Genomic DNA, 20,683 nt, shown 5'->3' with positions numbered 1-20,683 from the left:
TCGGCCCGATATTAAGCCGTTAAATATTTTTTTCGTAGATAATCTTCAGACCCTCAAGAGTCAGATTAGGTTCATACCGCTTTATATACCTGCTTTCGCCGGCAAAAACACTGCCTAGTCCTCCGGTGGAGATGACAGGGATCACCTCGCCCTCGAACTCCTCGGCAAGTATCCTGCGGATAATGCCGTCCACCATCTCCAGATAACCGTAGTAGATGCCGGACTGTATTGAATGAATAGTATTCTTTCCTATGATGGTGTCCACCCGCTCAATCTCCACTTCCGGCAGTTTTGCCGTGTTCGAGTGGAGTATCTGGGAGGACAGCTTTATTCCGGGACAGATCACTCCGCCGATGTAGTCACCCTGACGGCTGATAACATCGAACGTTGTCGCCGTACCGAAATCAACGACTATCGCCGGATAACCGTATTTTACCTTGGCGGCGACAGCATTGACGATTCTGTCCGCACCGACCTCTTTCGGGTTTTCCATCTTAATGGATATACCTGTTTTAACTCCGGGAGCTATCACCAGAGCCTCTTTATCAAGATATTTTCTTGCGAATTTTGTGAATGTGAAGATAAGTCTTGGGACGACACTCGCAACTATAACTCCGGAGATGTCCTCAGGCTTAACACCCTCACTCTCCATCAGTCTCATTATTATTGCTGCGTATTCGTCTGTTGTTCTGCTTGTGCTCGACTGAACGCGAAAATTGCAGACAATGTTATTGCTGCCCTTTTCAAAAATGCCTATTACAATGTTGGTGTTGCCAATATCAACGGCAAAAATCATATCCGATATCTCCGGTTACGATAGTTTCCAGCTTTCCGAGGGAATTTTCCGCCCTGAGACAGCCGAACTGATCAATACCCCTTTCGGTGTATTGAGTTTTAACTCCATCTTTATGTATAGAAATCTTTTTGTCAAGAAAAGCGGAGTAATCAGACCAAAGTTTTACTAAATTTATCCGCCCTGTTATAAAATCGTCGTATTTCCCCTCAAGATTGTTCATAAATAAGGCTAAGAGTTCTTCCCTGACAAAATTTCTCCCTGTTAAGATTTTAAGAGATGTAGCCATCTGTGAAATCTCTTCCGGCAGTTCGTCAATATTGATATTAAGACCGATTCCCAGCACTGCCTTTTCCAGATTTCCACCTGAAAATGACGTTTCCATGAGTATACCCGCCAGCTTTTTCCCGCCAGCTATCAGATCGTTGGGCCATTTTATCCTGACATCGGCGATATCTTGAAGGGTATCGGCAAGGATGTATCCTGCAAAGATGTTCATAGGGAGGAGTTTCTGCGGTTCAATTCCGCTTAGAACTATTGAAAAATAAAGATTAAGACCTTTTGCGCCGTGCCATTTGCGCCCGCTGCGCCCGCGTCCGGCGGTCTGTTCTTCGGCTGTTATAACGGTGAACGCAGGAAAACTGCCGGAAACCGCATAAGCGTTTGTTGAATCGACACAATCAAGTGCGATTATTCCGCCGGATTTCCCGCGGAAACTTTCATACAGGGCAATATCAAACATTTGCCAGTTCTGTAACCTTTGTGACCAGCTCTTCTATGCCGCTTGATTTAAGAACCACGGCGTTATATTTAAGCCCGATATGCTGTTCCAGTCTTTCGGGATTTCCTGTATAGATGATAACGGGGACTTCCGGCGCCTGATTTTTCAGTTTCATGGCAACCTCTTCCCCGGTTAACTTAGGCATGTCCAAGTCAAGGATAACGATGTCTATTGCCTGCTCGTTGAAAGCCACAAGTCCTTCCTCTCCGTCAACTGCGGTAACAACGTTAAAGCCTGCAAAACAGAACTCTTCACGCAGAATAAGCCTTATGTTTTCGTCGTCATCCACAACTAATAGCGTTTTCAATTCACCCTCCTGTCAAGGCATTTGTATATCTCATATTTAATGAAGAATTTGACAATGTCAATATCCAGAACGTTTCGTTCTGCTTCCTCCATGAGTATAGCACATGCTTTTTCAACGGGCATAGCTTTTTTATACGGTCTGTCCTGTGCCGTAAGTGCATCATAAATATCGGCTATTGCCATTATCCGTCCCTGTGCGGATATTTCATCTCCGCGCAGAGCGAACGGATATCCGTTACCGTTCAGTTTTTCATGGTGCATAGCAGCAACAGTGGGCACCTGTTTAAGTTCCTTTGTCCATGGAATCTTGCTGAGAAACTCATATGTATGCTTGACGTGGCTTTCAATGATATCCCTTTCGCTGGGTGTAAGAGAGCCGCGTTTTATACTGAGATAGTTATATTCCTTTTCAGTGAGAAGCTGGTGTTTATGACCATCGATGTCTTCGAATATATAATTGAGACATTTGTCTATTCCGGCTGCCGTGTCTTCATCCAGAACAGTGGGAATATTCGCCATATAGACCTTTTCAAGCAGAGTGTCCAGCTCAGCAAGAACTTCCTGTGGTTTTCCCTCCGCCCTTGCCACTGCTTTTGCCATACCGAAACGGTATCTTATGACATCCATCATTCCGGGATACAGCTTATCAGCTTTCTGCAGTATATTCTCGCTGATAACCAGTTTTCCGAAATCATGGAGCATACACGAATATTTAAGCGAGCGAAGCTGCTCAGGTGTAAGAACGAAGTTCGGAAATGTTTCCGTGTCGTCGCTCATCGCTTCTGCAATTGCCATGGTGAGTGTGGTCACGCGTTCACTGTGTCCGCCTGTAACAGGGTCGCGGGAGTCTATCGCCGTCATGCACGCCTGAATGAAGCCCTCCCACATCGACTCGATGCTGTCGTAAAGAAGCGCGTTCTCAAGAGCCATGCCGACTATTCCGCTAAGAGAATGTGCTGTGGTTTCATCCTGCGCATTAAAGGCTGATACAGCCTCCTCAACAGTTTCATTATTAACGGGAACATCCTTAATCTTTTTATTTATAAGCTGTAAAATACCTATCAGCCTTCCGTTTATGTCGTTAATCGGGAAAACCAGCATGGATTTTGTGCGGTAGCCGGACATTTCGTCAAAACTGCTGTTAAATTTAAACGGAAATTTCGTATCAAGGTTGTAAACGTCATCCAGCTTTATCAGACTGTTGCGGACTGCGCAGAACCCTGCGATGCTCTGTTCATTCGCCTTCATGCGGAATTTCTTAAACGGGAGGTCAATGGAATCATTCTGGGTATAACTGAAAATCAGTTCGTCGTGATCTTCGTCATAAATGAAAATACTGCCGGCATCCGCAGAAAGCATATTTCTGATTCTTCCGAGCATAGTATCAAGCAATTCGTCAAGATCGCGAATCCTCACAAGGGAGTACGCGAGTTCAATAAAACCGTTTTCGGTAATCATTAAAGCAGCCCTGTTTGATATTTTATGTATTATAACAGTTTTTGTTCACACGCAAAAGAAAAAAAATGTCATTTAAATTACACCTCAATAATTCTTGATATATTAACCTATTTTTGATAGCTTTTACTCTCAGCAATCGGAGGCTCTTAAATGAAATACACCCCTTTGGAAATCGAAGAAAAATGGCAGAAGATCTGGGAAGATAAAAAACTTTTCAAGGTCGAAACAGATAAAAATAAAGAGAAGTTCTATTGTCTGGAGATGTTTCCGTACCCTTCGGGCAAAATACACATGGGGCACGTCCGTAACTATGCAATAGGCGACGTTATCTCCCGTTATAAATTCATGCAGGGGTTCAACGTGCTTCACCCCATGGGGTGGGATGCGTTCGGTCTTCCCGCAGAAAACGCAGCAATAGAAAACTCCACACATCCCGCAGTATGGACAAAATCCAACATCAGCTATATGAAGGCTCAGCTTAAAAAGCTCGGTCTCTCATATGACTGGGACAGGGAAGTCGCAACCTGTGAACCGGAATATTACAGATGGGAGCAGACGGTTTTCATACAGATGTATGAAAAAGAACTGGTATATAAAAAGAAATCACTGCTTAACTGGTGCGACGACTGCAACACAGTTCTTGCCAACGAACAGGTTGAGGACGGCAAATGCTGGCGCTGCGGTCACGAGGTACGCATTAAGGAGCTTGACGGCTGGTATCTGAAAATAACCGATTACGCAGATGAACTTCTCGAATGTACAGGCACAATGGACGGCTGGCCTTCAAAAGTTCTCACAATGCAGCAGAACTGGATAGGCAAGTCATACGGTGCCGAGATAAACTTTGCCCTCACCCACTCCGACGAAAAAATAACCGTGTTCACAACACGCCCCGATACGCTCTTCGGAGCAACTTTCATGTCCCTTGCCCCCGAACACCCTATGGCAAAATCACTCCTCGCCGGAACGGAACAGGAGAAAGAGGGACTTGAGTTTATCGACTCCATCCTGAAAGACGACAAAATAAACCGTATGGCGGACGATAAAGAGAAAAAAGGCGTCTTCACAGGAAGATACGCCATAAACCCTGTCAACGGATACCACATGCCCATCTTCCTTGCTAACTTCGTTCTCATGGACTACGGAACTGGAGCCGTTATGGCTGTTCCCGCACACGACCAGAGAGACTTTGAATTTGCAAAGAAATACAACTGCGAACTTAAAATAGTTATCATGCCCAAAGACGGGCTTGAGCTTGATACAATGACCGAAGCCTACACAGGCGCTGGAAAACTTGTAAACTCCGACTGTTTCGACGGAACGGACAACGAATCCGCGAAAAAAGCGATAGTGGACTATCTGGACAGCCATAATCTCGGCAAAAGCACAGTGAACTATCGTCTGCGCGACTGGCAGATATCCCGTCAGAGATACTGGGGCGCACCGATCCCCTTCATCCAGTGCGACTGCTGCGGAAGCGTACCCGTACCCTTCGACCAGCTTCCGGTAAAACTGCCGGATGTGGATTTTAACCCCGAAATGCGCGGAAACCCGCTGGACAAGGTTGAATCTTTCGTAAACACCACATGCCCCAAATGCGGCAAACCGGCAAGACGCGAAACCGACACCATGGATACCTTTATGGAATCCTCATGGTATTTCCTCAGATACACTTCACCGAAATGCGACACTGCACCATTTAACAAGGACGACGCAAACTACTGGATGAATGTTGACCAGTACATAGGCGGTATCGAACACGCCATCCTCCACCTGCTCTATGCACGCTTTTACACTAAAGTGCTGCGCGACCTCGGCTACGTCTCCATCGACGAACCGTTCAAGAGACTCCTTACCCAGGGGATGGTCTGCAAAGAAACGTACAAATGCCCTAACGACGGCTGGCTCTTCCCCGAAGAGTCAAAAGACGGCAAATGCGCAAAATGCGGAGCAGACGTCACCATCGGACGCGTTGAAAAGATGTCCAAATCCAAAAAGAACGTTATCGACCCCAATAAACTCATACAGACATATGGCGCGGACACCGCAAGGCTGTTCATTCTCTTTGCAAGCCCCCCCGAAAGAGAGCTTGAGTGGAGCGATTCCGGCGTTGAAGGCTCTTTCAGATTCCTGAACAGGGTCTACAGGCTTGTTTTCAACAACCTTGAGCTTATAAAAGCCGAACACGCCGGCACCGCAGACGATGCTCTCACAAAAGAGCTGCTGTTCGCTCTCCACTCCACCGTTAAAAAGGTGACAGAGGATATCGAACGTTACCAGCTCAACACAGCGGTTGCTGCAATGATGGAGTTTGTCAACAGCCTCTATTCCGCCGAGCCGCAGATTAAGGACGAACATAAAGCACTCTTTAAGGAGTGTCTGGTGACGCTCATAAAACTCCTTGCACCTTTCACACCCCACCTCTGCGAAGAGCTGTGGGAAATAACAGGTATGGAAGGACTTGTATCCAGAGCTGATTGGGTAAAATTTGACGCTTCGCACACCGTTAAAGACGATATTGTCGTGGCGGTTCAGGTCAACGGCAAACTCAGAGGACAGATCAACGTATCCAGAGATATGAAACAGGATGACGTATTTGAGATTGCCCTTGCCAACGAAAACGTGGCAAAATATACCGAAGGCGTAACTTTTGTGAAAAAGATATACGTCCCCAACAAACTGGTTAACTTCGTGGTGAAATAACATGAAAAAGAAAGCCCTTCTTTCCGTACTTCTGATAACGCTTTTTGTTTACGGATGCGGCTATAAGATAGCCCTTACGGGAAGAAAGGCTTCGTTTGCCATATACCCCGCATCCATAGAGAACACCTCCAAAGAGGTTGACGTCGATCAGCTTTTCACAAACGAGGTGAAGTCATATTTCGCTTCCATAAACGCACTTGGCAGAAAGGACACAACTGAAAACGTAGGCTATATCACGCTGACTGACGTCACGTCAGCCTCTGCGGTTAAGCTCACATCCGGTCAGACAGCAACCTTCGACCTGTCAGTGGTTGTCAACGTGGTTGTCAAAGACAAAAACGGCGGAGACAAATATGCACGCAGCTTAGCCTCAACAGTGACCTACAGCCAGACATCATCACTTTCCAGCTCTCTGGCGAACAGAAACGACGCTATACGTCAGGCTGTGAGAACCGCTCTGGAAGATTTCAGATATGAGTTCGAAAACCTCAGGTAAACCCTTCTGGTATATAGCCGGAAGCAGCTTTTTTCAGGACGAGCAGTCGAAAAAAATACTGGAAAAGATAGAGGACTGCGAAACGGAAACCTTCAACCCCGAAGAACTCTCCGGCGGTTCATTTTTCGGTTTCATCAGTTCCGCTCCCCTTTTCAGCGAATCCAAAGCCGCGGTAGTAAAATCTTTCAACGACGTTAAGGACAAGGCAGCCTTTGTAAAAAGCTGCGCAAACTGCATCGAATCATCCATTATAATAATGACGGAAGAGACCAAAACCGATAAGAAACTATCGGAGGCGCTTGCCGCCGCTGGCTTCAACCTTCTTGTAGAAGAGAGCAAAAAACAGGATATCACCGGCAAAGTCATCCGAATGTTCTCCGATGCCGGTTTCAAAATAGACACTTCCGCGGCAGGTCAGATAAACGAGCTTTTCGACGGCAACCTGTCCATGATAAATAGTGAAGTTGACAAACTCACCGCATTTTTTGCTTATAAAAAGCCTGAAACTCAGTCGGACATACTGAAAGCCATCACGGCGAAGCGTCAGGACAACATCTTCGTTTTCATAGATAATTTCACATACAGGAAGCGGAAGGAGTGTTTCGTTCTGCTGACAGAATTCATAGAGTCCGGCGAGAACCTGAGGATACTGATAAACCTGCTGTTCAAGCGGATGCGCGACGTTTACGGTATGCAGGTTTCAAAAGACATGGTGAAGGAAAACCGCTTCTTTCTGCTGGACAGGATAAAGACCGGTGCGAAAGCGTGGAAGCAGCAGGAGCTTATAAACCTTTTCGGAGTGTTTGCCGAGCTTGACTATATGGTGAAGACCGGACAGACGGACGACGAAGGATATCTTACGCGCCTCATCGGTCTGCTCTGAAAACTCCCCCTTTAGCGAGCCTGACCTCTCCCTTTCCGATATCGAAATCAGTCATTACAGTTATCACATTCAGCCCTTTGCCGCAGGCATCATCAAGCGCCTCCGAATATTTAGGGTCTATCTCGTGCGCGGCGCGGAAAAGCGGTCTGTCAATCTGGCACACATATACCATATACGGAGTGTACCCTTGCTCCATGGCATCCAGCAGCAGTCCGATATGCTTGCGTCCCCGTTCGGTCACTGCATCCGGAAACATACAGTATTCATCGTCGAAAAGCGTGGCGTTCTTCACCTCGGCAAGGAATCTGCCACCTGCCCGCTCACCGTAGAAGTCTATGCGCCCGTCTCCGAATTTATATTCGCTTTTCAGAAAGGTACAGTCTTTAAGCTCTTCCACTTCGTTATCCAGAATCCCGCGCTTAACCACTGAATTCATCAATATCGTGTTGGTCAGCACCCATTTGCCGTCCACCAGAAAGCCTTCCAGAGTATATTTAAGTTTGCGGTTGGGGTTGTCAGAAACGGAGAGGATAACGTCCCTGCCCTCCTGAACAATACACTTCATGGTGCCGGTGTTCGGGTTATGCGCCGTGACAACCTCGCCCTCCAGAAGCACGTCAGCGAAAAATCTTTTATATCTTTTTATGAACTTTCCTCTCAATAACTTGGGGTACCTGTACATCTGCGTCCTGCCTAAATCTGGAAAATTTCCCTTTACTTTTGCCTCTCCGGCTAATATTTTGTTCTCATCAATATGCTCAAAACACAAAAATACCGGGAATCATGTTAAACATACGAATTACTAATAGGGCACAGAATACTCTGGCAGCACTCTTTGTGTCCATAACAATTGTTGTTTTCGGATTTCTTATTATGAACGTGGTCTATCTCACCGCAATCAGCTCAACAGTTGACAGAATAAGCTCAGAAAACAACATCGATTCAGAGAGTTACAGGCAGTTTTCAAACAGTCTGGAAAACGAAAAACGCAGACTTTCGTTCGCCGCTCTGGTTATGGATATCAAAAATGTACTGGAAATATACCGTCCCAACACAGGCGGTATGAACTATATGGACTTCGCATATCTTATAGCTTCGGAATCCTTTGAAAAGGGCATCGACCCCTATCTGGTTCTGGCGGTTATCAAGACAGAGAGTTCATTCCGCAGACACGTCGTTTCAAACAAGGGAGCGGTGGGCTTTATGCAGGTTCTCCCCGGCACAGCCTTCTACGTTTCCGACATGCACGACAACATCAACCTTGAAAACCGTTCCGACCTTTTCGATCCTCAAAAGAACATCCGCGTGGGGATAAGCTATCTTGCATACCTGCTGAACAAATACGATAATCAGAAATACGCCCTGATAGCCTATAACATGGGTCCGGGGAATCTGCAGAAACAGATACGCAGCGGCGGAAACGTTTCGGAAAAGTATTACAGAGCAGTTATGACAAACTACGAAAGAATACTGAGAATTTCCAACAGGACAAGCTGATTTGGAAGGGATAAGGGTTCTGCTCGCCAATCCGGAGGGCGCTGTCAACATGGGCTTTATAGCCCGCGCAATGGCAAACACAGGTTTTTCCGATCTCTCATATTACGGAAGACTGGACAAACTCCATCCCACAGCGCTTAAATACGCTCTGGCAGCGGATAATATCCTCCAAAACGCCAGCCATGCTAAAGATTTTGACGACCTTCTGTCAGGTTCCGACAAGATAATCGGGATCAGTATGCGCACCCCAGCAACTGAAGGGTTGCATATCCCCCTTTCTGAACTTAAAAACACACTCGCAGATATCACATCAAAAGGTATGACAGCCGGACTGCTTTTCGGAAACGAAAAAGCGGGACTCTCAAACACGCAGCTTTCCGCATGTCACAGATTTGTCAGCCTCGACACATCTGATGTGTTCCCCAGCATGAACCTTGCACAGGCAGTTCTGGTCGTTCTCTGGGAGATAAAGAACACTCCTGACAGGACACCGCATAATGACGTTAAATACGCCGACAGAAAGCTCACCGACGCTCTTATAGGCAAGATGCGGCTGTTTCTTGAAACCTTCGGGTGCCTCAACACCCAGAATCCTGACAAAATATTTGATGAGATAAGGCTTATGACTGAATCAAAGACGCTCACCGAAAGAGAAGTTCAGCTTCTTCTCTCCATACTTGGAAAAGCGGTTGCCGAACACATCACCGTTCTGAACAAAACACACACTTTCTGACACAAAACCAATAATTTTACATTTCTTTGACATTAGTTTCACAGACATCTTACACAACTTAATTATTGTTGTGCAGAAGCCGAAAGGGTTCAATTTGCCGTAATTAATGTTATACTGGCAGAAACACAAACGCCTTCGGTATTAATGAGGTGAGAAAATATGACAGCATTCAGACACGAAAAAGAATACATCCAGCTCAAAGGTATGCTCGCGGAAATGGCTACCACAGCCACAAAAATGGTTGCGGAATCCATAAAATCTCTTGTTAACCGCGATCAGGATCTCGCTCTTTCCGTTATAGAGATTGACGAAAGACTCGACAGGCTGGACGTTGACATCGACGAACACTGTGTAAAAATGCTGGCGCTTTTCGAACCGAAAGCGGTTGACCTCAGATACATCATCACGGCGACACGAATAATCACCGATATTGAACGTGTGGGCGACCATGCGGTCAGCATATGCCGCGACTCCATTAAACTTTCAGAGATGCCACAGCTCAAACCCTACATCGACATACCCAAGATGGCGGATATAGCTACAGGCATGATACACGATGCTCTGGAAGCATTTTTCAACTCCGACACAAAAATGGCGTTCGACGTCATTAAACGCGACGACATGATAGACCAGCTCAACGATCAGGTCATGAGAGAGCTTCTGACATACACCATGGAGGATGTCAGCAAGCTGCACACAGTGCTTTCCCTGCTGAACATCTCACGCAGGCTGGAAAGGATAGCTGATCACGCGACAAACATTGCGGAAATGGTCTATTATATGGTTGAAGGCAAAATAATCCGCCACACCGTAATCAACGTTGAAGAGGAGGAAGCATGATAAAAGTCCTTGTCATCGAAGACCACGAGGAGATAAGAGATCTCATCTCCTATAACCTTTCGAAAGAGAACTGCGAGACCATCTGTTTTGACAACGCTAACGAAGGTCTCATCCACCTCGAAAACAACGACGTGGATATAATTCTCCTCGACCTTATGCTCCCCGGTCTGAAAGGGATGCAGTTTCTCCAGATAGTGCGCAACAACAAAAAGTTCTCCGGCGTACCGATAATCATCATTTCGGCGAAGAACACAGAACAGGATATCATCAACGGACTTGAGATGGGTGCCGACGACTACCTTACGAAGCCGTTCAGCATAAAGATACTCATTGCAAAGATAAACGCTATCCTGCGCAGAAACCCCGCCATAAAATCGAAAGTGATATCCATAAACGGCATCAATATCGACACAGGCAATTATACGGTTACTGTTGACGGAGAGGACGTAAGCCTTACCAACAAAGAGTACGAACTGCTCCTGATGCTCCTGAAACACCCGAAAAGGGTCTTCACCAGAAACCAGATACTCAACGCCGTATGGGGATATGAGTCCGACGTGTACACAAGAACTGTGGATACGCACGTTTCATCTCTCCGCAAAAAACTCGGCGATAAAGGTTCATTCATCAAATCAGTACCGAAAATAGGATACAGAGCAGACATATGAGATCATACCTTAAAGTATTTCTGATAATTTACATTCCCGTTGCCATAATACTCGGTTTCGGATGGAAAGTGAGCAATAACGTTACGCTTCAGGCGGAATCGGCAAAATTTCATTCAGAAATGGAAAACAAAGCGGAAATACTTAAAGGATATCATTTCACGGACAGCTTCGACCCGCAGATACACGCAAAACTCGCGGAACTTTCAAAAAACACCAATATACGAGTAACCATCATAAAAAGAGACGGTACGGTAATTGACGATTCATACTACGACCTTCCCCACGTTCAAAAGATGGAAAACCATGCAGCAAGACCGGAAATTGTTGAAGCATTTGAAAAAGGTTCCGGAAGCTCCATAAGAAGAAGCACAACGACTGAAGAATCCATGAACTACTATGCGGTCAAATATAACGACAATCTGGTTGTGCGCGTTTCATACCCCATGGCGGACATCACCGCCATCCAGTCGAAACAGCTTAAACAGAACGTCACTACCTACATTTTTCTTTTCATCACAGTGGGGCTGATCTCTCTCTATCTGGCAAGACGCATAAGCAACCCAATCCATCAGCTTTCTCTTGTGGCGGACAGAATCGAGGCGGGCGAAACAAAGGTTTACTTCCCCTCTTTCAGCGACAAAACACTCACAAAACTGGTAAGCGTAATCTACAGAATATACAACTCTATGCTCCAGAAAACAAAACAGCTTGAGCATGAAAAGCAGAAACTCAATCATATCTTCGGCATACTTGAAGAGGGAATCATCCTTCTGGACAGCAAGGACTCTGTTCTGCACTTTAACCAGAGGGCAGCACAGTATCTCGGTTTCAATCTTAAAGAGGGACAGAACATAATTAAGCAGACGAACGACATGGAAGCCCTCTCATTCCTCACCGACATCCTGACAAGTGCCGATTACAAAAGGCTTCAAAAGAACCTCAGAGGGCGGGTATACGAAGTTTATATGAGAGTTTTCGACAACGAAAAGCTGGTCGCTTTTTTTGATGTGACAGAGCGCGCCGAATACGAGCAATTTAAAACTGAGCTGATAGGAAACATAACCCACGAGCTTAAAACACCTCTTGCAATGATAATGGGCTATTCAGAAACCATCATGAACGACCCTGACATGGACAAGAAGTTCCACGACAAATTCATAAATATAATCTACAGCAGTTCAAACAGGCTTAACCTGCTTATTAACGATATCCTCAAGCTCCACAGGCTTGAGATGCTCCGCGAAGAGATACACCTTGAAGAACCGACGAATCTTACTGAACTGCGAGAAGAGATAGAAGCATATTACAATGACAGACCCCAGAACATCACATTTGAAACGAACGCATCAGACGTTTATATCCTGCGCGAACACCTTATGAGCGTAGTTACAAATCTGGTGGACAACGCAGTCAAATACTCAACCGGAAACAATATCTCTGTGAGCCTTGAACAGGCGGAAGGAAAGATAACTCTGAACGTTGCAGACGAAGGTCCCGCAATCCCCGTTGAAGAGCAGCAAAGAATTTTTGAACGCTTCTATACAATGGACAAATCCAAAAACCAGAACTCCACAGGCACCGGTCTCGGACTTTCCATCGTTAAGCATATTGTCGGTCTTTATGACGGGAAAGTATTCGTCAAAACAAACAGAAAAAACGGCAATACTTTTACGGTAGTCCTTGAAGAAAAGGAGAAAAATCTGGATAATGCCTGATTTGACAAAAATTTAACATAACAAATCTCTGACTTTTGTCTTGCATTTTTTTAACATTTAGGTATTCTGTCGCTGACTTAAAAAACAGCGGCGGTGGTATATGTTTGACTCCCTATGGGTGGAAATCCTGTTCGGCACAATGGGCGGACTGGGTATGTTCCTGTACGGTATGAAGCTCATGTCTGAAGGGCTTCAGAAAAGTGCGGGGGACGGTCTTAAAAGAATAATCGAAAAATTCACATCAAACAGATTCGTAGGCACCTTTGTCGGAGCCATAGTTACAACAGTTATTCAAAGTTCTTCAGCAACAACCGTTATGGTGGTAGGTTTCGTAAATGCCGGGCTTATGAACCTCATGCAGGCATTAAGCGTTGTTTTCGGGGCAAATATAGGAACAACGATAACCGCACAGTTGATTGCATTTAAAGTCACAGCCCTGGCTATGCCCTGCATAGGTATAGGTGTCGTATTTGCAATGTTCAGCTCAAATGCGAAGCTGAAATATTACGGAGAGATAGTCCTCGGTTTCGGTCTTCTTTTCTTCGGAATGGAAACAATGACCCATTCCTTTGCACCTCTTAAAGACCTTAAATGGTTCACAGATATGTTTGTTTTCTTCTCCAGAAACCCGATAGCTGCATGTTTTGCAGGCGCCGCGCTCACAATGATAGTTCAGAGCAGTTCCGCAACGGTCGGTATCACCATAGCCCTTGCGACAACCGGTATCGTGGATTTCACGGCTGCATCAGCTCTTGTGCTCGGCGAAAACATCGGAACAACCATAACTGCCAACCTTGCAGCGATCAGCGCAAACAGGACAGCGAAACAGGCAGCTCTCGGACATTTCATGTTCAACTTAATAGGCGTCTGCTACATGCTTGTTCTGCTTCCGGTTCTCATACACTTTGTGGATGCCGTAACCCCAGGAGCGGTTGACTTTATCGCTGCTGACGGGTCAAAACCAAACATAGCAAGACATATCGCAAACCTGCATACGTCTTTCAACATTATAAACACTATAGTGTTCCTGCCCTTCCTGCCGCAGCTTGCCAAACTCTGCGAAAGGATAATCAAACCCGAACAGAACACTATGACCAAACTTCTCCGTTTGGATGCAAACATGCTCAAGACACCCTCCATAGCCGTCGCGCAGGCAAAGAAAGAGGTTGTGAACATGTCGAAGATATCCCTCGATATGCTCCGACTCTCAAGAGAATCATACAATACCAAAATATCAAAGGTGTCCGACATAAAGCACATGGAGTTTAAACTGGACCAGTATGAAACGGAATTCAACGAATTCCTATCACTCCTTTCCAGACAGAACATAAGCGCATCCACAGCAAAAACAATCGAAGAACTCACACACGTCATACAAAACCTTGAAAAGCTCGGCGACAACGCGGACAACATAGCTAAATTCACCGACAGGATGCTCCGCAAGAATATGGCGTTTTCCGAAGAGGCTGACCGCGAGATCAAATATATGTTTGATGTGGTTGAAAGATTCGCAGTGGCAACAATCGCCCACTACGGTACGGACGACGACATAAAAGAGATTGATCTTAACGATGAGGAGCTTGTGGACAGTCTGCGCAAAAAGTTCAAAAACAACCACATGCACAGACTTAACGAAGGCAAATGCAACATCAACTCAGGTCTTATCTTCGTTGACATAGTCAACAACCTTGAAAAAGCTGCCGACCACGTTTATAACATCGCGCAGGTAATGGTTTTCAGCAAAGAGAAAGGATTAAAGACGTCGTAAGGAATCCCAGCTTACCGGGATGCGGATAACCGCCCCTTCTTTGAGAACAGCGTTAACAAAACCTCCCTCCATTCCGTGGAGCAGGAGGTTTTTTGTTACCTCAACGTCCTTTTTGCAGTATTCGGCTATCAGGTCTATTCTGCCCTGTTTGTACCACTCAAGCGCCTGAAGCCCGTCGGCACTCTTCTGCGCGCCTATGGATGCACCTGCGAGATTATCCAGTGAAAACCTGCGTCCGGTGGTGTTCAGAACATCAGCCAGCATATCGAAAACTATGGTTTTCGTGAAATCGGGTTTGCGGTAGCCTGTGATAACTTTATTGTCGAAACCGATATTGTTGAATCCTATTATGACCTTCGCACCTTCAAGCCTCTGAATGAACGCCTCTTCCTGCCCTTCTATGTAAGTTTCGTAGGCATCCTTTTCAAACGAATATATCACCGCCACGGATATGCCCATCCTGTCGGCATTTTTCCAGCCGCCGACATCGTCCGCGGAGTATTTCGTCTCTATATCGTAAACCAGAGTATCGGTTCTCGGTGTTTCGTTGATTTCTGTTGTTTTCATCTCAAATCCGCCTTTCAGAAGCATTTCCATAATATGCACAGCGCCCTGCTTGTCCAGCGGATAGTTCCCGCTTCCGCATTTGGGGGAATATATGCACGCGGGGCATCCGCTTTCGCAGTCGCAGCCGCGCACCAGTTCAAGAGTCCTTTCCATCAGCTTGTCGATTATCCCGAAAACCCGCTCGTTTATACCTATGCCGCCCGGATAACCATCGTACATAAACACTGCTGAGCTTTGGAGCTGCGGATGAAACGGGTAGGATATACCGCCAACGTCGTCACGCGCCGCCAGACAAAACGTCGGTATCACCGATATCATGGCGTGCTCGAAAGCGTGGATACTGCCCATGAAGTTGTAACCAGCATCCTCAACCGAGCGTTTAACAGCGTCCGGTATCAGAACATACAGCCCTTTGGTGACAAACTGAATCGGCACCTCTTCAAGTTCCGTATCGGCTATCTTCTCCCCTGTGCGGGTGGATATCTTCGAAAATCCAACGAGCTGTTCCGTGACCTTCAAACCGCAGAAAGCGCCGCTTATGCCCTTTATAACAGTTTCGCGGATGGTCTTTTCAACCATGGTCTGCTTAACGGTGTTGGGCATGGTGTAATAGTTGCCCCTGAACGGCTCCGCGTGTATCTCGCGTTTCGCCTTGTCCACGGACTTTATGATGAAGTTGTTACCGCGGTGCATATATATTGCGCCTTCGAAATTCTCCATATAGGCGCGTCTGCCGGATGCTGTGGCAATGAGAGTGTTATTGCAGTGGATGGTGTAGCTGTCTCCTGCCATGCGGAGGTCAACTTCCATATAAGGAAACTTAGCCAGCGTAAAGAACTCAGTGCCCTCGCCGTTCACAAACAGACTGCTTTCAAGCGCCATCCTGTCTATCAGTACACGGTTTTTCGCGTAGTATTCCTCATGAACGGATATCGGCTTCTCATACGCCGCGCATTTGATATGCGCCTTGTTCACGTTCTCGTTCTCCGTGTCAAGCACGACGTTCTCAAAAGCCGATTCATAGAGCTTTTCCGGATGTTTAACATAGTATTGATCGAGAGCGTCGTTGCCGGCTATCATAATTATCAGACTGTCAGTGCCGCGCCGTCCGCTCCTTCCGGCTCTCTGCCAGAGGCTCATCAGAGACCCAGGATAGCCAGCCAGAAGCGTACAGTCCACCCCGCCTATGTCTATGCCCAGTTCGAACGCAGAAGTCGATACCACAGCTTTTAAACGTCCCTCGGCAAGGTCTTTCTCTATCTCCCTTCGCTCTTCCGGCAGAAACCCTGCCCTATAGGAGGAAACAATTTTTGCGTATGAACTGTCTGAGTTCAGCAGATTAGCAAATATCCGCTCGGTCTGCTTTCTGGATTTCGTAAAACAGATGGTCTTCAATCCCGATTCTATATTGGTTTTCAGCAGAAAACTGCTCATGGTAACAAGGGGGATATCTGGACTTATCAGCATAAAATGGCGTCTGCCCTGCGGCGCACCGTTTTTGTCTATGTGGGTGAATTTCCGCCCGAACATAGTCTCCGCCAATTCCAGCGGGTTGCCTATGGTGGCGGAACAGGAAATTATCTGAACGTCTGGAAAGAGGCGCATGAACCGCGCGAAAAGATTATAGACATGGTTGCCGAACACACCGCGATAGGTGTGGAGTTCGTCAACTATTATGTATTTCAGCCCCGAAAGAAAATCGCTCCACTCGTCCCGTTTCGGCAGGACGGAATAATGAATGATGTCGGGGTTGCTGAATATTATGTTCGGTCTGTCTTTCTGTATTTTACGGCGCAGTTTCTTGTCAGTATCTCCGTCAACGACGGCTGTTTTAATACCTGCACCAAGGGGAATATGGCTTAAAAAATTGTCCAGACTGCGCATCTGGTCTCTGCCCAGCGCTTTCAGCGGGAACAGATACAGAGCGGTAACGTTTCTGTTGTGGTAAATATCTTCGATGACAGGCAAATTGTAGCAGAGGGACTTGCCCGAAGCTGTGGGGGTGGTTATAAGAACGTTTTCTCCGCGCCACACAGCTTCGTAGCTCTCCGCCTGATGGGTGTAGAGCGATTCTATGCCTGTGTCGGCGAGTGCATCCCGTATTATGTCAGATTTTATCACGCCGAGAGGAACCGTCTCAGCATCTTTCGCATCGAATACCTTATTAAAACTGACATATTCACCAAAACGGGATTGTTTGATGTAGCTGACGATGTTCTCAACTTTCTGCATCAGGGATTGTATGCCCGCACAGAAAAGAGGTCAACCGATTTTCAGCGCTGTCTCCAGTTCTCCTCGCCGCAGCATGAGCATTTTTTTCTGAACGGCGGGTTCTTCTGTCCGCAGTTGCGGCAAGTCTTCATGATAAGGAAATAGTAAGGCACAAGAATAACGTATATCAACACTATCACAAGCGCCACAAGCTGAAAGAATTTGAATTTGAATCCGAGCAGAATAGAGATAAAAAACAGTATAGATCCTGTCCAGAACATACATAGCCTCTCGGTGTTATTTATTCTATTATAGCAGTTTTTAACGAGATTGCCACAACTGCTCGGTCACTTTTCAACCAAGACTATGTCACAGCGAACCTAAGGTGAAGCAGTCTTTATTTCAAGATTGCTTCGTCCACAAAACTCCACGCAATGACAAAATTTTTATCCTGATGTTTCCTCGTCAGCCTTCACTCTCTTCGTGCCTTCATACATCTCATATTCCATGAGGCGGCACTCGATATTTGAGTTGTGGAAGACGTGTCTGCGGGATGCTTTCAGCCCGACCTTTTTAGCAAGGTCAAGGTTGCCCGTGAATATAAAGCATCTGCTGCCCTTGCACTTCTGTTTGAAGAAATCGCCAAGAGCTTCGTATATAGGTTCAAGCGCCTGCTGGTCGCCAAGGCGCATACCGTATTCAGGGTTTACCACAAGAATGAAGTTACCGCTTTTGGGCAGGTGGCTTTCTCTGAAATCACAGCGCTGGACGTGTATTATGTTGTCAAAACCAGCGTTTTTTATATTGGTCTGCGCAGCTATAATAGCGTCGCGGCTGATGTCTGATGCCTGAATCTTGATATCCGGTTTTTTGCGCACTCCATCCATGGCTTTCGTGCGTACCTTTTCATATTCTTGCGGGTCATATCCGACGATGTGCATGAAACCGAAGTTCTTTCTGTATGCGCCTGCTGGCGTATTTGTGGCTATCATCGCCGCTTCAATGCTTATGGTGCCGCTTCCGCACATTGGATTGACGAACGGCGTGGAGCCGTCGTATCCGGTAGCCATAAGCACAGCCGCTGCCAAAGTCTCCTGCATGGGCGCTTTGTTGGGATTTGTTCTGTATCCCCTCTTAGAAAGCGGTTCGCCTGACGTATCAAGATAAACGGCACAGTCGTTTTCTTTCCAGTAAAGAAAGATTACAGTCCTGTCCTCCATTGGTCCCGAATCAGGTCTGTTGCCAGTTTTCTCGCGCATACGGTCAACTATGGCATCTTTAAGTTTATAAGATGCAAATCGCGTATCTTTAATAGTATCGTTCAGAACGGATGCGGAAACGCTGAAATATCCCTTCTGAGGAATAATCTCTTCCCATGGCAGTTTACGCCCGTTTTTATAGAGAACGTCAGGGTTTTGTATTCTGTATTTGTCCAGACACCAGAGAACGCGGTGCCCGGTGCGGATGTGCATATTCAGATAGATGCAGTCGTTGAGTGTTCCCTCAGTTGCAACGGCAGCCTTTCTGGTGTAAAGCACGGGAAAACCGAGCGCTTTCAGTTCTTTTTCAAGATACTGCGGTATCTCTTTAGGGCATGTAATAAGGATTTCGCTTTTTTTATCAAATTTCATCTTTAATCTCCGGAGATAGGACTATACAGAAAAACGGGATAAAAGCAAGAAAGGAAAAAAACAAAAAACTCCTGAACTTGTCAGGAGTTTAAAAATTTAAGTATATCAATGAGTTCGGCTTTAACAGCTTCACTTTCTGTTTTGTCGCACGGTTCATCTTCACCGCCTAAGCCTTTGAGCTTTTTCTTTGCCCCTTCGATGGTGTATTTTTCTTCATACAGCATCTTCATGAGCATACGCACAAGCTCAACGTGCTTCTCGGTATAAAACCGCTGACCGCCGCCTGATTTTGAAGGTCGAAGCTGTTTAAACTCTTTTTCCCAAAAACGTAAAACAGATGGTCTGAGACCGGTAATTTCGCAGACTTCGCCTATTTTGTAATAGAGCTTAGTCATTTACCTCGTCTTTAAATATCTGGCTGGGGCGAAAGACAACAACAGTTCTGGGCTCGATAACAGTTTCGATACCAGTCTTGGGGTTACGACCTATTCTGCGTCCTCTTTTTTTAACTTCGAAGTTGCCGAAACCGGAAATTTTAACGTTAGTTTTTTCGAGGATTTTTGTGCGGACCTCAGTAAAAAGTTCATCGACAACCTTTGCGATATCTTTTTTAGTAAGTCCGAGGCGCTCGTGAATCAACTCAACAATATCAGCTTTAGTCATATAAACCTCCACGCTACTATTGAGTGTATCTGCTTAAATTCCTGTCGTCAACGGTTTTTATCGTTCTCATTTAAGATTTTATATTTTGTGGGTCCGATACCGCTTGCATTTGCCAGTTTCTGCGCCAGTTCCTGGCTGGTGCAGCACACTTCAATGTCATACAGATCGGTTTTGGAAGTTTCTGGTGCTATTAGACCTTTTATATTATTCGCCTGCAGAAAAACCATAGCGGAACCGCTGTCGTCATAGCTTTTTATATATCTGACCTTCCTACCCGAAATAACGAGTGATGAACGGCTATCAAATTTATATACATGCCATTTTTTGTTTTCTCTCCGCTCGGAACCTATCCTTGTCATATTGAGGTCGTTATTATCGGCAAGTATTTTAACGTCCTTTGTCGCCTGGGCGTCGATACCTGTGAACAGAATCTTATAGTTACCGGAATAGATGGGCAGAAGTTCAACGTTTCTCTGCGGGATACGTTTCGGAGGTTCGCCCATGTTCGTTATCGGTGAAATTTTTTCTTCCGGTTTGTCTTCTTTCTCTTCCTGTGGCGGGACATAATCGGAAACGATCAAAACGCCCTGCTGCCCTTCCTGTACTCCCTCTTCCAGTACGCCTATTTTCGAATACCCTTCGAGAACCATGGGGTCAGGTTTCTCGGTTTTTTGGGGAATATCGTGTGAAGGCATTATATTCTTCAATGTTTTGTCTATGGCGGGGACTGTTATTTCCTGCTGTTTGATATATTTGGTATATATGACAAAAGACGGGGAAAGCGAGCATATGAATGCTGCGAGGATTATAAAAGGCAGGGACAGACCCTGACGTCTGCCGCCCGCCTTATCCTTTCCGCTGAAGACCACACGGCTGAAAAAATCGTCTCTCAGCTCCCCTTTCAGGAGCATGTGTATCTCTCTGGCGCTCCTGTTGTGATATTTCAGCAGGTTTATTTCATTCATCTAAC

At 46.0% G+C, this 20,683-nt stretch carries 20 protein-coding genes; 9 read left to right on the top strand and 11 right to left on the bottom strand.

Going from position 1 to position 20,683, the window contains the following annotated elements; all coding sequences use genetic code 11:
* Positions 1-19 precede the first annotated feature (19 nt).
* From Q7P67_RS02780 to Q7P67_RS02765, 4 genes are read right to left on the bottom strand one after another with little or no spacing between them, the layout of a single operon-like run.
* The gene (locus tag Q7P67_RS02780; RefSeq protein WP_303850361.1) at positions 20-796 is read right to left on the bottom strand and encodes a type III pantothenate kinase; all 777 of its coding nucleotides are present in this window, start codon (positions 794-796) and stop codon (positions 20-22) included.
* Positions 780-1,535, bottom strand: a complete 756-nt coding sequence (locus Q7P67_RS02775; RefSeq protein WP_303850360.1) for a biotin--[acetyl-CoA-carboxylase] ligase — start codon at positions 1,533-1,535, stop codon at positions 780-782. The genes Q7P67_RS02780 and Q7P67_RS02775 overlap by 17 nt, the downstream gene beginning before the upstream one ends.
* Complete coding sequence (locus Q7P67_RS02770; RefSeq protein WP_303850359.1) at positions 1,528-1,881, bottom strand: response regulator; 354 nt, start codon at positions 1,879-1,881, stop codon at positions 1,528-1,530. The genes Q7P67_RS02775 and Q7P67_RS02770 overlap by 8 nt, the downstream gene beginning before the upstream one ends.
* Positions 1,878-3,338, bottom strand: coding sequence for an HD domain-containing phosphohydrolase (locus Q7P67_RS02765; protein WP_303850358.1), 1,461 nt, complete (start codon positions 3,336-3,338; stop codon positions 1,878-1,880). Before Q7P67_RS02765 ends, Q7P67_RS02770 begins: the two co-directional genes overlap by 4 nt.
* A gap of 150 nt (positions 3,339-3,488) precedes the next feature.
* Here Q7P67_RS02765 and leuS point away from each other — a divergent pair, with 150 nt between their 5' ends.
* From leuS to holA, 3 genes are read left to right on the top strand one after another with little or no spacing between them, the layout of a single operon-like run.
* Positions 3,489-6,041 carry a leucine--tRNA ligase gene (gene leuS / locus Q7P67_RS02760; RefSeq protein WP_303850357.1) on the top strand — a complete coding sequence of 851 codons (2,553 nt, stop codon included), beginning with the start codon at positions 3,489-3,491 and terminating at the stop codon, positions 6,039-6,041.
* A gap of 1 nt (position 6,042) precedes the next feature.
* Positions 6,043-6,537 carry an LPS assembly lipoprotein LptE gene (gene lptE / locus Q7P67_RS02755; RefSeq protein ID WP_303850356.1) on the top strand — a complete coding sequence of 165 codons (495 nt, stop codon included), beginning with the start codon at positions 6,043-6,045 and terminating at the stop codon, positions 6,535-6,537.
* Positions 6,515-7,420 (top strand): DNA polymerase III subunit delta, encoded by a 906-nt coding sequence (gene holA, locus Q7P67_RS02750; RefSeq protein WP_303850355.1) that lies wholly within the window; start codon positions 6,515-6,517, stop codon positions 7,418-7,420. Before lptE ends, holA begins: the two co-directional genes overlap by 23 nt.
* On the opposite strand, the gene sfsA is transcribed toward holA, so the two are convergent.
* Positions 7,404-8,102 carry a DNA/RNA nuclease SfsA gene (sfsA, locus tag Q7P67_RS02745; protein ID WP_303850354.1) on the bottom strand — a complete coding sequence of 233 codons (699 nt, stop codon included), beginning with the start codon at positions 8,100-8,102 and terminating at the stop codon, positions 7,404-7,406. The genes holA and sfsA overlap by 17 nt on opposite strands.
* 101 nt (positions 8,103-8,203) lie before the next feature.
* Between sfsA and Q7P67_RS02740 the strand changes: the two genes are divergently transcribed.
* From Q7P67_RS02740 to Q7P67_RS02715, 6 genes are all read left to right on the top strand, one after another.
* Positions 8,204-8,917, top strand: coding sequence for a lytic transglycosylase domain-containing protein (locus Q7P67_RS02740; protein ID WP_303850353.1), 714 nt, complete (start codon positions 8,204-8,206; stop codon positions 8,915-8,917).
* Between the two features lies 1 nt (position 8,918).
* The gene (locus Q7P67_RS02735) at positions 8,919-9,650 is read left to right on the top strand and encodes an RNA methyltransferase (protein ID WP_303850352.1); all 732 of its coding nucleotides are present in this window, start codon (positions 8,919-8,921) and stop codon (positions 9,648-9,650) included.
* 159 nt (positions 9,651-9,809) lie between these two features.
* Positions 9,810-10,490 (top strand): phosphate signaling complex protein PhoU, encoded by a 681-nt coding sequence (phoU, locus tag Q7P67_RS02730; RefSeq protein WP_303850351.1) that lies wholly within the window; start codon positions 9,810-9,812, stop codon positions 10,488-10,490.
* Entirely contained in the window at positions 10,487-11,158 is a 672-nt protein-coding gene (locus Q7P67_RS02725) for a response regulator transcription factor (RefSeq protein ID WP_303850350.1), read from the top strand. The genes phoU and Q7P67_RS02725 overlap by 4 nt, the downstream gene beginning before the upstream one ends.
* Positions 11,155-12,873 carry an ATP-binding protein gene (locus Q7P67_RS02720; protein ID WP_303850349.1) on the top strand — a complete coding sequence of 573 codons (1,719 nt, stop codon included), beginning with the start codon at positions 11,155-11,157 and terminating at the stop codon, positions 12,871-12,873. Before Q7P67_RS02725 ends, Q7P67_RS02720 begins: the two co-directional genes overlap by 4 nt.
* A gap of 100 nt (positions 12,874-12,973) precedes the next feature.
* The gene (locus Q7P67_RS02715) at positions 12,974-14,641 is read left to right on the top strand and encodes a Na/Pi cotransporter family protein (protein WP_303850348.1); all 1,668 of its coding nucleotides are present in this window, start codon (positions 12,974-12,976) and stop codon (positions 14,639-14,641) included.
* Here the strand turns inward: Q7P67_RS02715 and Q7P67_RS02710 are convergent.
* The 6 genes from Q7P67_RS02710 to Q7P67_RS02685 all read right to left on the bottom strand — a co-directional run bounded on the left by Q7P67_RS02710 (position 14,627) and on the right by Q7P67_RS02685 (position 20,678).
* A complete protein-coding gene (locus Q7P67_RS02710; RefSeq protein ID WP_303850347.1) occupies positions 14,627-17,440 on the bottom strand; it encodes a DEAD/DEAH box helicase in 2,814 nt (937 codons plus the stop codon). The genes Q7P67_RS02715 and Q7P67_RS02710 overlap by 15 nt on opposite strands.
* A 41-nt stretch (positions 17,441-17,481) precedes the next feature.
* Positions 17,482-17,700, bottom strand: coding sequence for a hypothetical protein (locus Q7P67_RS02705; protein ID WP_303850346.1), 219 nt, complete (start codon positions 17,698-17,700; stop codon positions 17,482-17,484).
* A 165-nt stretch (positions 17,701-17,865) separates the two neighbouring features.
* Positions 17,866-19,050, bottom strand: a complete 1,185-nt coding sequence (locus tag Q7P67_RS02700) for a class I SAM-dependent RNA methyltransferase (RefSeq protein ID WP_303850345.1) — start codon at positions 19,048-19,050, stop codon at positions 17,866-17,868.
* 80 nt (positions 19,051-19,130) lie between these two features.
* The gene (locus tag Q7P67_RS02695; protein ID WP_303850344.1) at positions 19,131-19,445 is read right to left on the bottom strand and encodes a MerR family transcriptional regulator; all 315 of its coding nucleotides are present in this window, start codon (positions 19,443-19,445) and stop codon (positions 19,131-19,133) included.
* Positions 19,438-19,713 carry an integration host factor subunit alpha gene (locus Q7P67_RS02690; protein ID WP_132873451.1) on the bottom strand — a complete coding sequence of 92 codons (276 nt, stop codon included), beginning with the start codon at positions 19,711-19,713 and terminating at the stop codon, positions 19,438-19,440. The genes Q7P67_RS02695 and Q7P67_RS02690 overlap by 8 nt, the downstream gene beginning before the upstream one ends.
* A gap of 47 nt (positions 19,714-19,760) precedes the next feature.
* Entirely contained in the window at positions 19,761-20,678 is a 918-nt protein-coding gene (locus tag Q7P67_RS02685) for a hypothetical protein (RefSeq protein WP_303850343.1), read from the bottom strand.
* Between the last annotated feature and the right edge of the window lie 5 nt (positions 20,679-20,683).

Origin of the sequence: Seleniivibrio woodruffii (assembly GCF_029267515.1) — a bacterium.
In the GTDB taxonomy this organism is placed as follows: Bacteria; Chrysiogenota; Deferribacteres; order Deferribacterales; family Geovibrionaceae; genus Seleniivibrio; species Seleniivibrio woodruffii_A.
Note: the sequence above shows the minus strand (reverse complement) of the source record. Positions and strands in the feature narration are given on the sequence as shown.

Bases quoted from the DNA above. Each gene is read 5' to 3' on its own strand.
- leuS (WP_303850357.1), top strand. From the start codon at position 3,489: ATGAAATACACCCCTTTGGAAATCGAAGAAAAATGGCAGAAGATCTGG.
- Q7P67_RS02710 (WP_303850347.1), bottom strand. From the start codon at position 17,440: ATGCAGAAAGTTGAGAACATCGTCAGCTACATCAAACAATCCCGTTTT.
- lptE (WP_303850356.1), top strand. From the start codon at position 6,043: ATGAAAAAGAAAGCCCTTCTTTCCGTACTTCTGATAACGCTTTTTGTT.
- Q7P67_RS02700 (WP_303850345.1), bottom strand. From the start codon at position 19,050: ATGAAATTTGATAAAAAAAGCGAAATCCTTATTACATGCCCTAAAGAG.
- Q7P67_RS02780 (WP_303850361.1), bottom strand. From the start codon at position 796: ATGATTTTTGCCGTTGATATTGGCAACACCAACATTGTAATAGGCATT.
- sfsA (WP_303850354.1), bottom strand. From the start codon at position 8,102: ATGTACAGGTACCCCAAGTTATTGAGAGGAAAGTTCATAAAAAGATAT.
- Q7P67_RS02715 (WP_303850348.1), top strand. From the start codon at position 12,974: ATGTTTGACTCCCTATGGGTGGAAATCCTGTTCGGCACAATGGGCGGA.
- Q7P67_RS02720 (WP_303850349.1), top strand. From the start codon at position 11,155: ATGAGATCATACCTTAAAGTATTTCTGATAATTTACATTCCCGTTGCC.
- Q7P67_RS02775 (WP_303850360.1), bottom strand. From the start codon at position 1,535: ATGTTTGATATTGCCCTGTATGAAAGTTTCCGCGGGAAATCCGGCGGA.
- Q7P67_RS02740 (WP_303850353.1), top strand. From the start codon at position 8,204: ATGTTAAACATACGAATTACTAATAGGGCACAGAATACTCTGGCAGCA.
- Q7P67_RS02725 (WP_303850350.1), top strand. From the start codon at position 10,487: ATGATAAAAGTCCTTGTCATCGAAGACCACGAGGAGATAAGAGATCTC.
- Q7P67_RS02695 (WP_303850344.1), bottom strand. From the start codon at position 19,445: ATGACTAAGCTCTATTACAAAATAGGCGAAGTCTGCGAAATTACCGGT.
- holA (WP_303850355.1), top strand. From the start codon at position 6,515: ATGAGTTCGAAAACCTCAGGTAAACCCTTCTGGTATATAGCCGGAAGC.
- phoU (WP_303850351.1), top strand. From the start codon at position 9,810: ATGACAGCATTCAGACACGAAAAAGAATACATCCAGCTCAAAGGTATG.
- Q7P67_RS02685 (WP_303850343.1), bottom strand. From the start codon at position 20,678: ATGAATGAAATAAACCTGCTGAAATATCACAACAGGAGCGCCAGAGAG.
- Q7P67_RS02690 (WP_132873451.1), bottom strand. From the start codon at position 19,713: ATGACTAAAGCTGATATTGTTGAGTTGATTCACGAGCGCCTCGGACTT.
- Q7P67_RS02765 (WP_303850358.1), bottom strand. From the start codon at position 3,338: ATGATTACCGAAAACGGTTTTATTGAACTCGCGTACTCCCTTGTGAGG.
- Q7P67_RS02705 (WP_303850346.1), bottom strand. From the start codon at position 17,700: ATGTTCTGGACAGGATCTATACTGTTTTTTATCTCTATTCTGCTCGGA.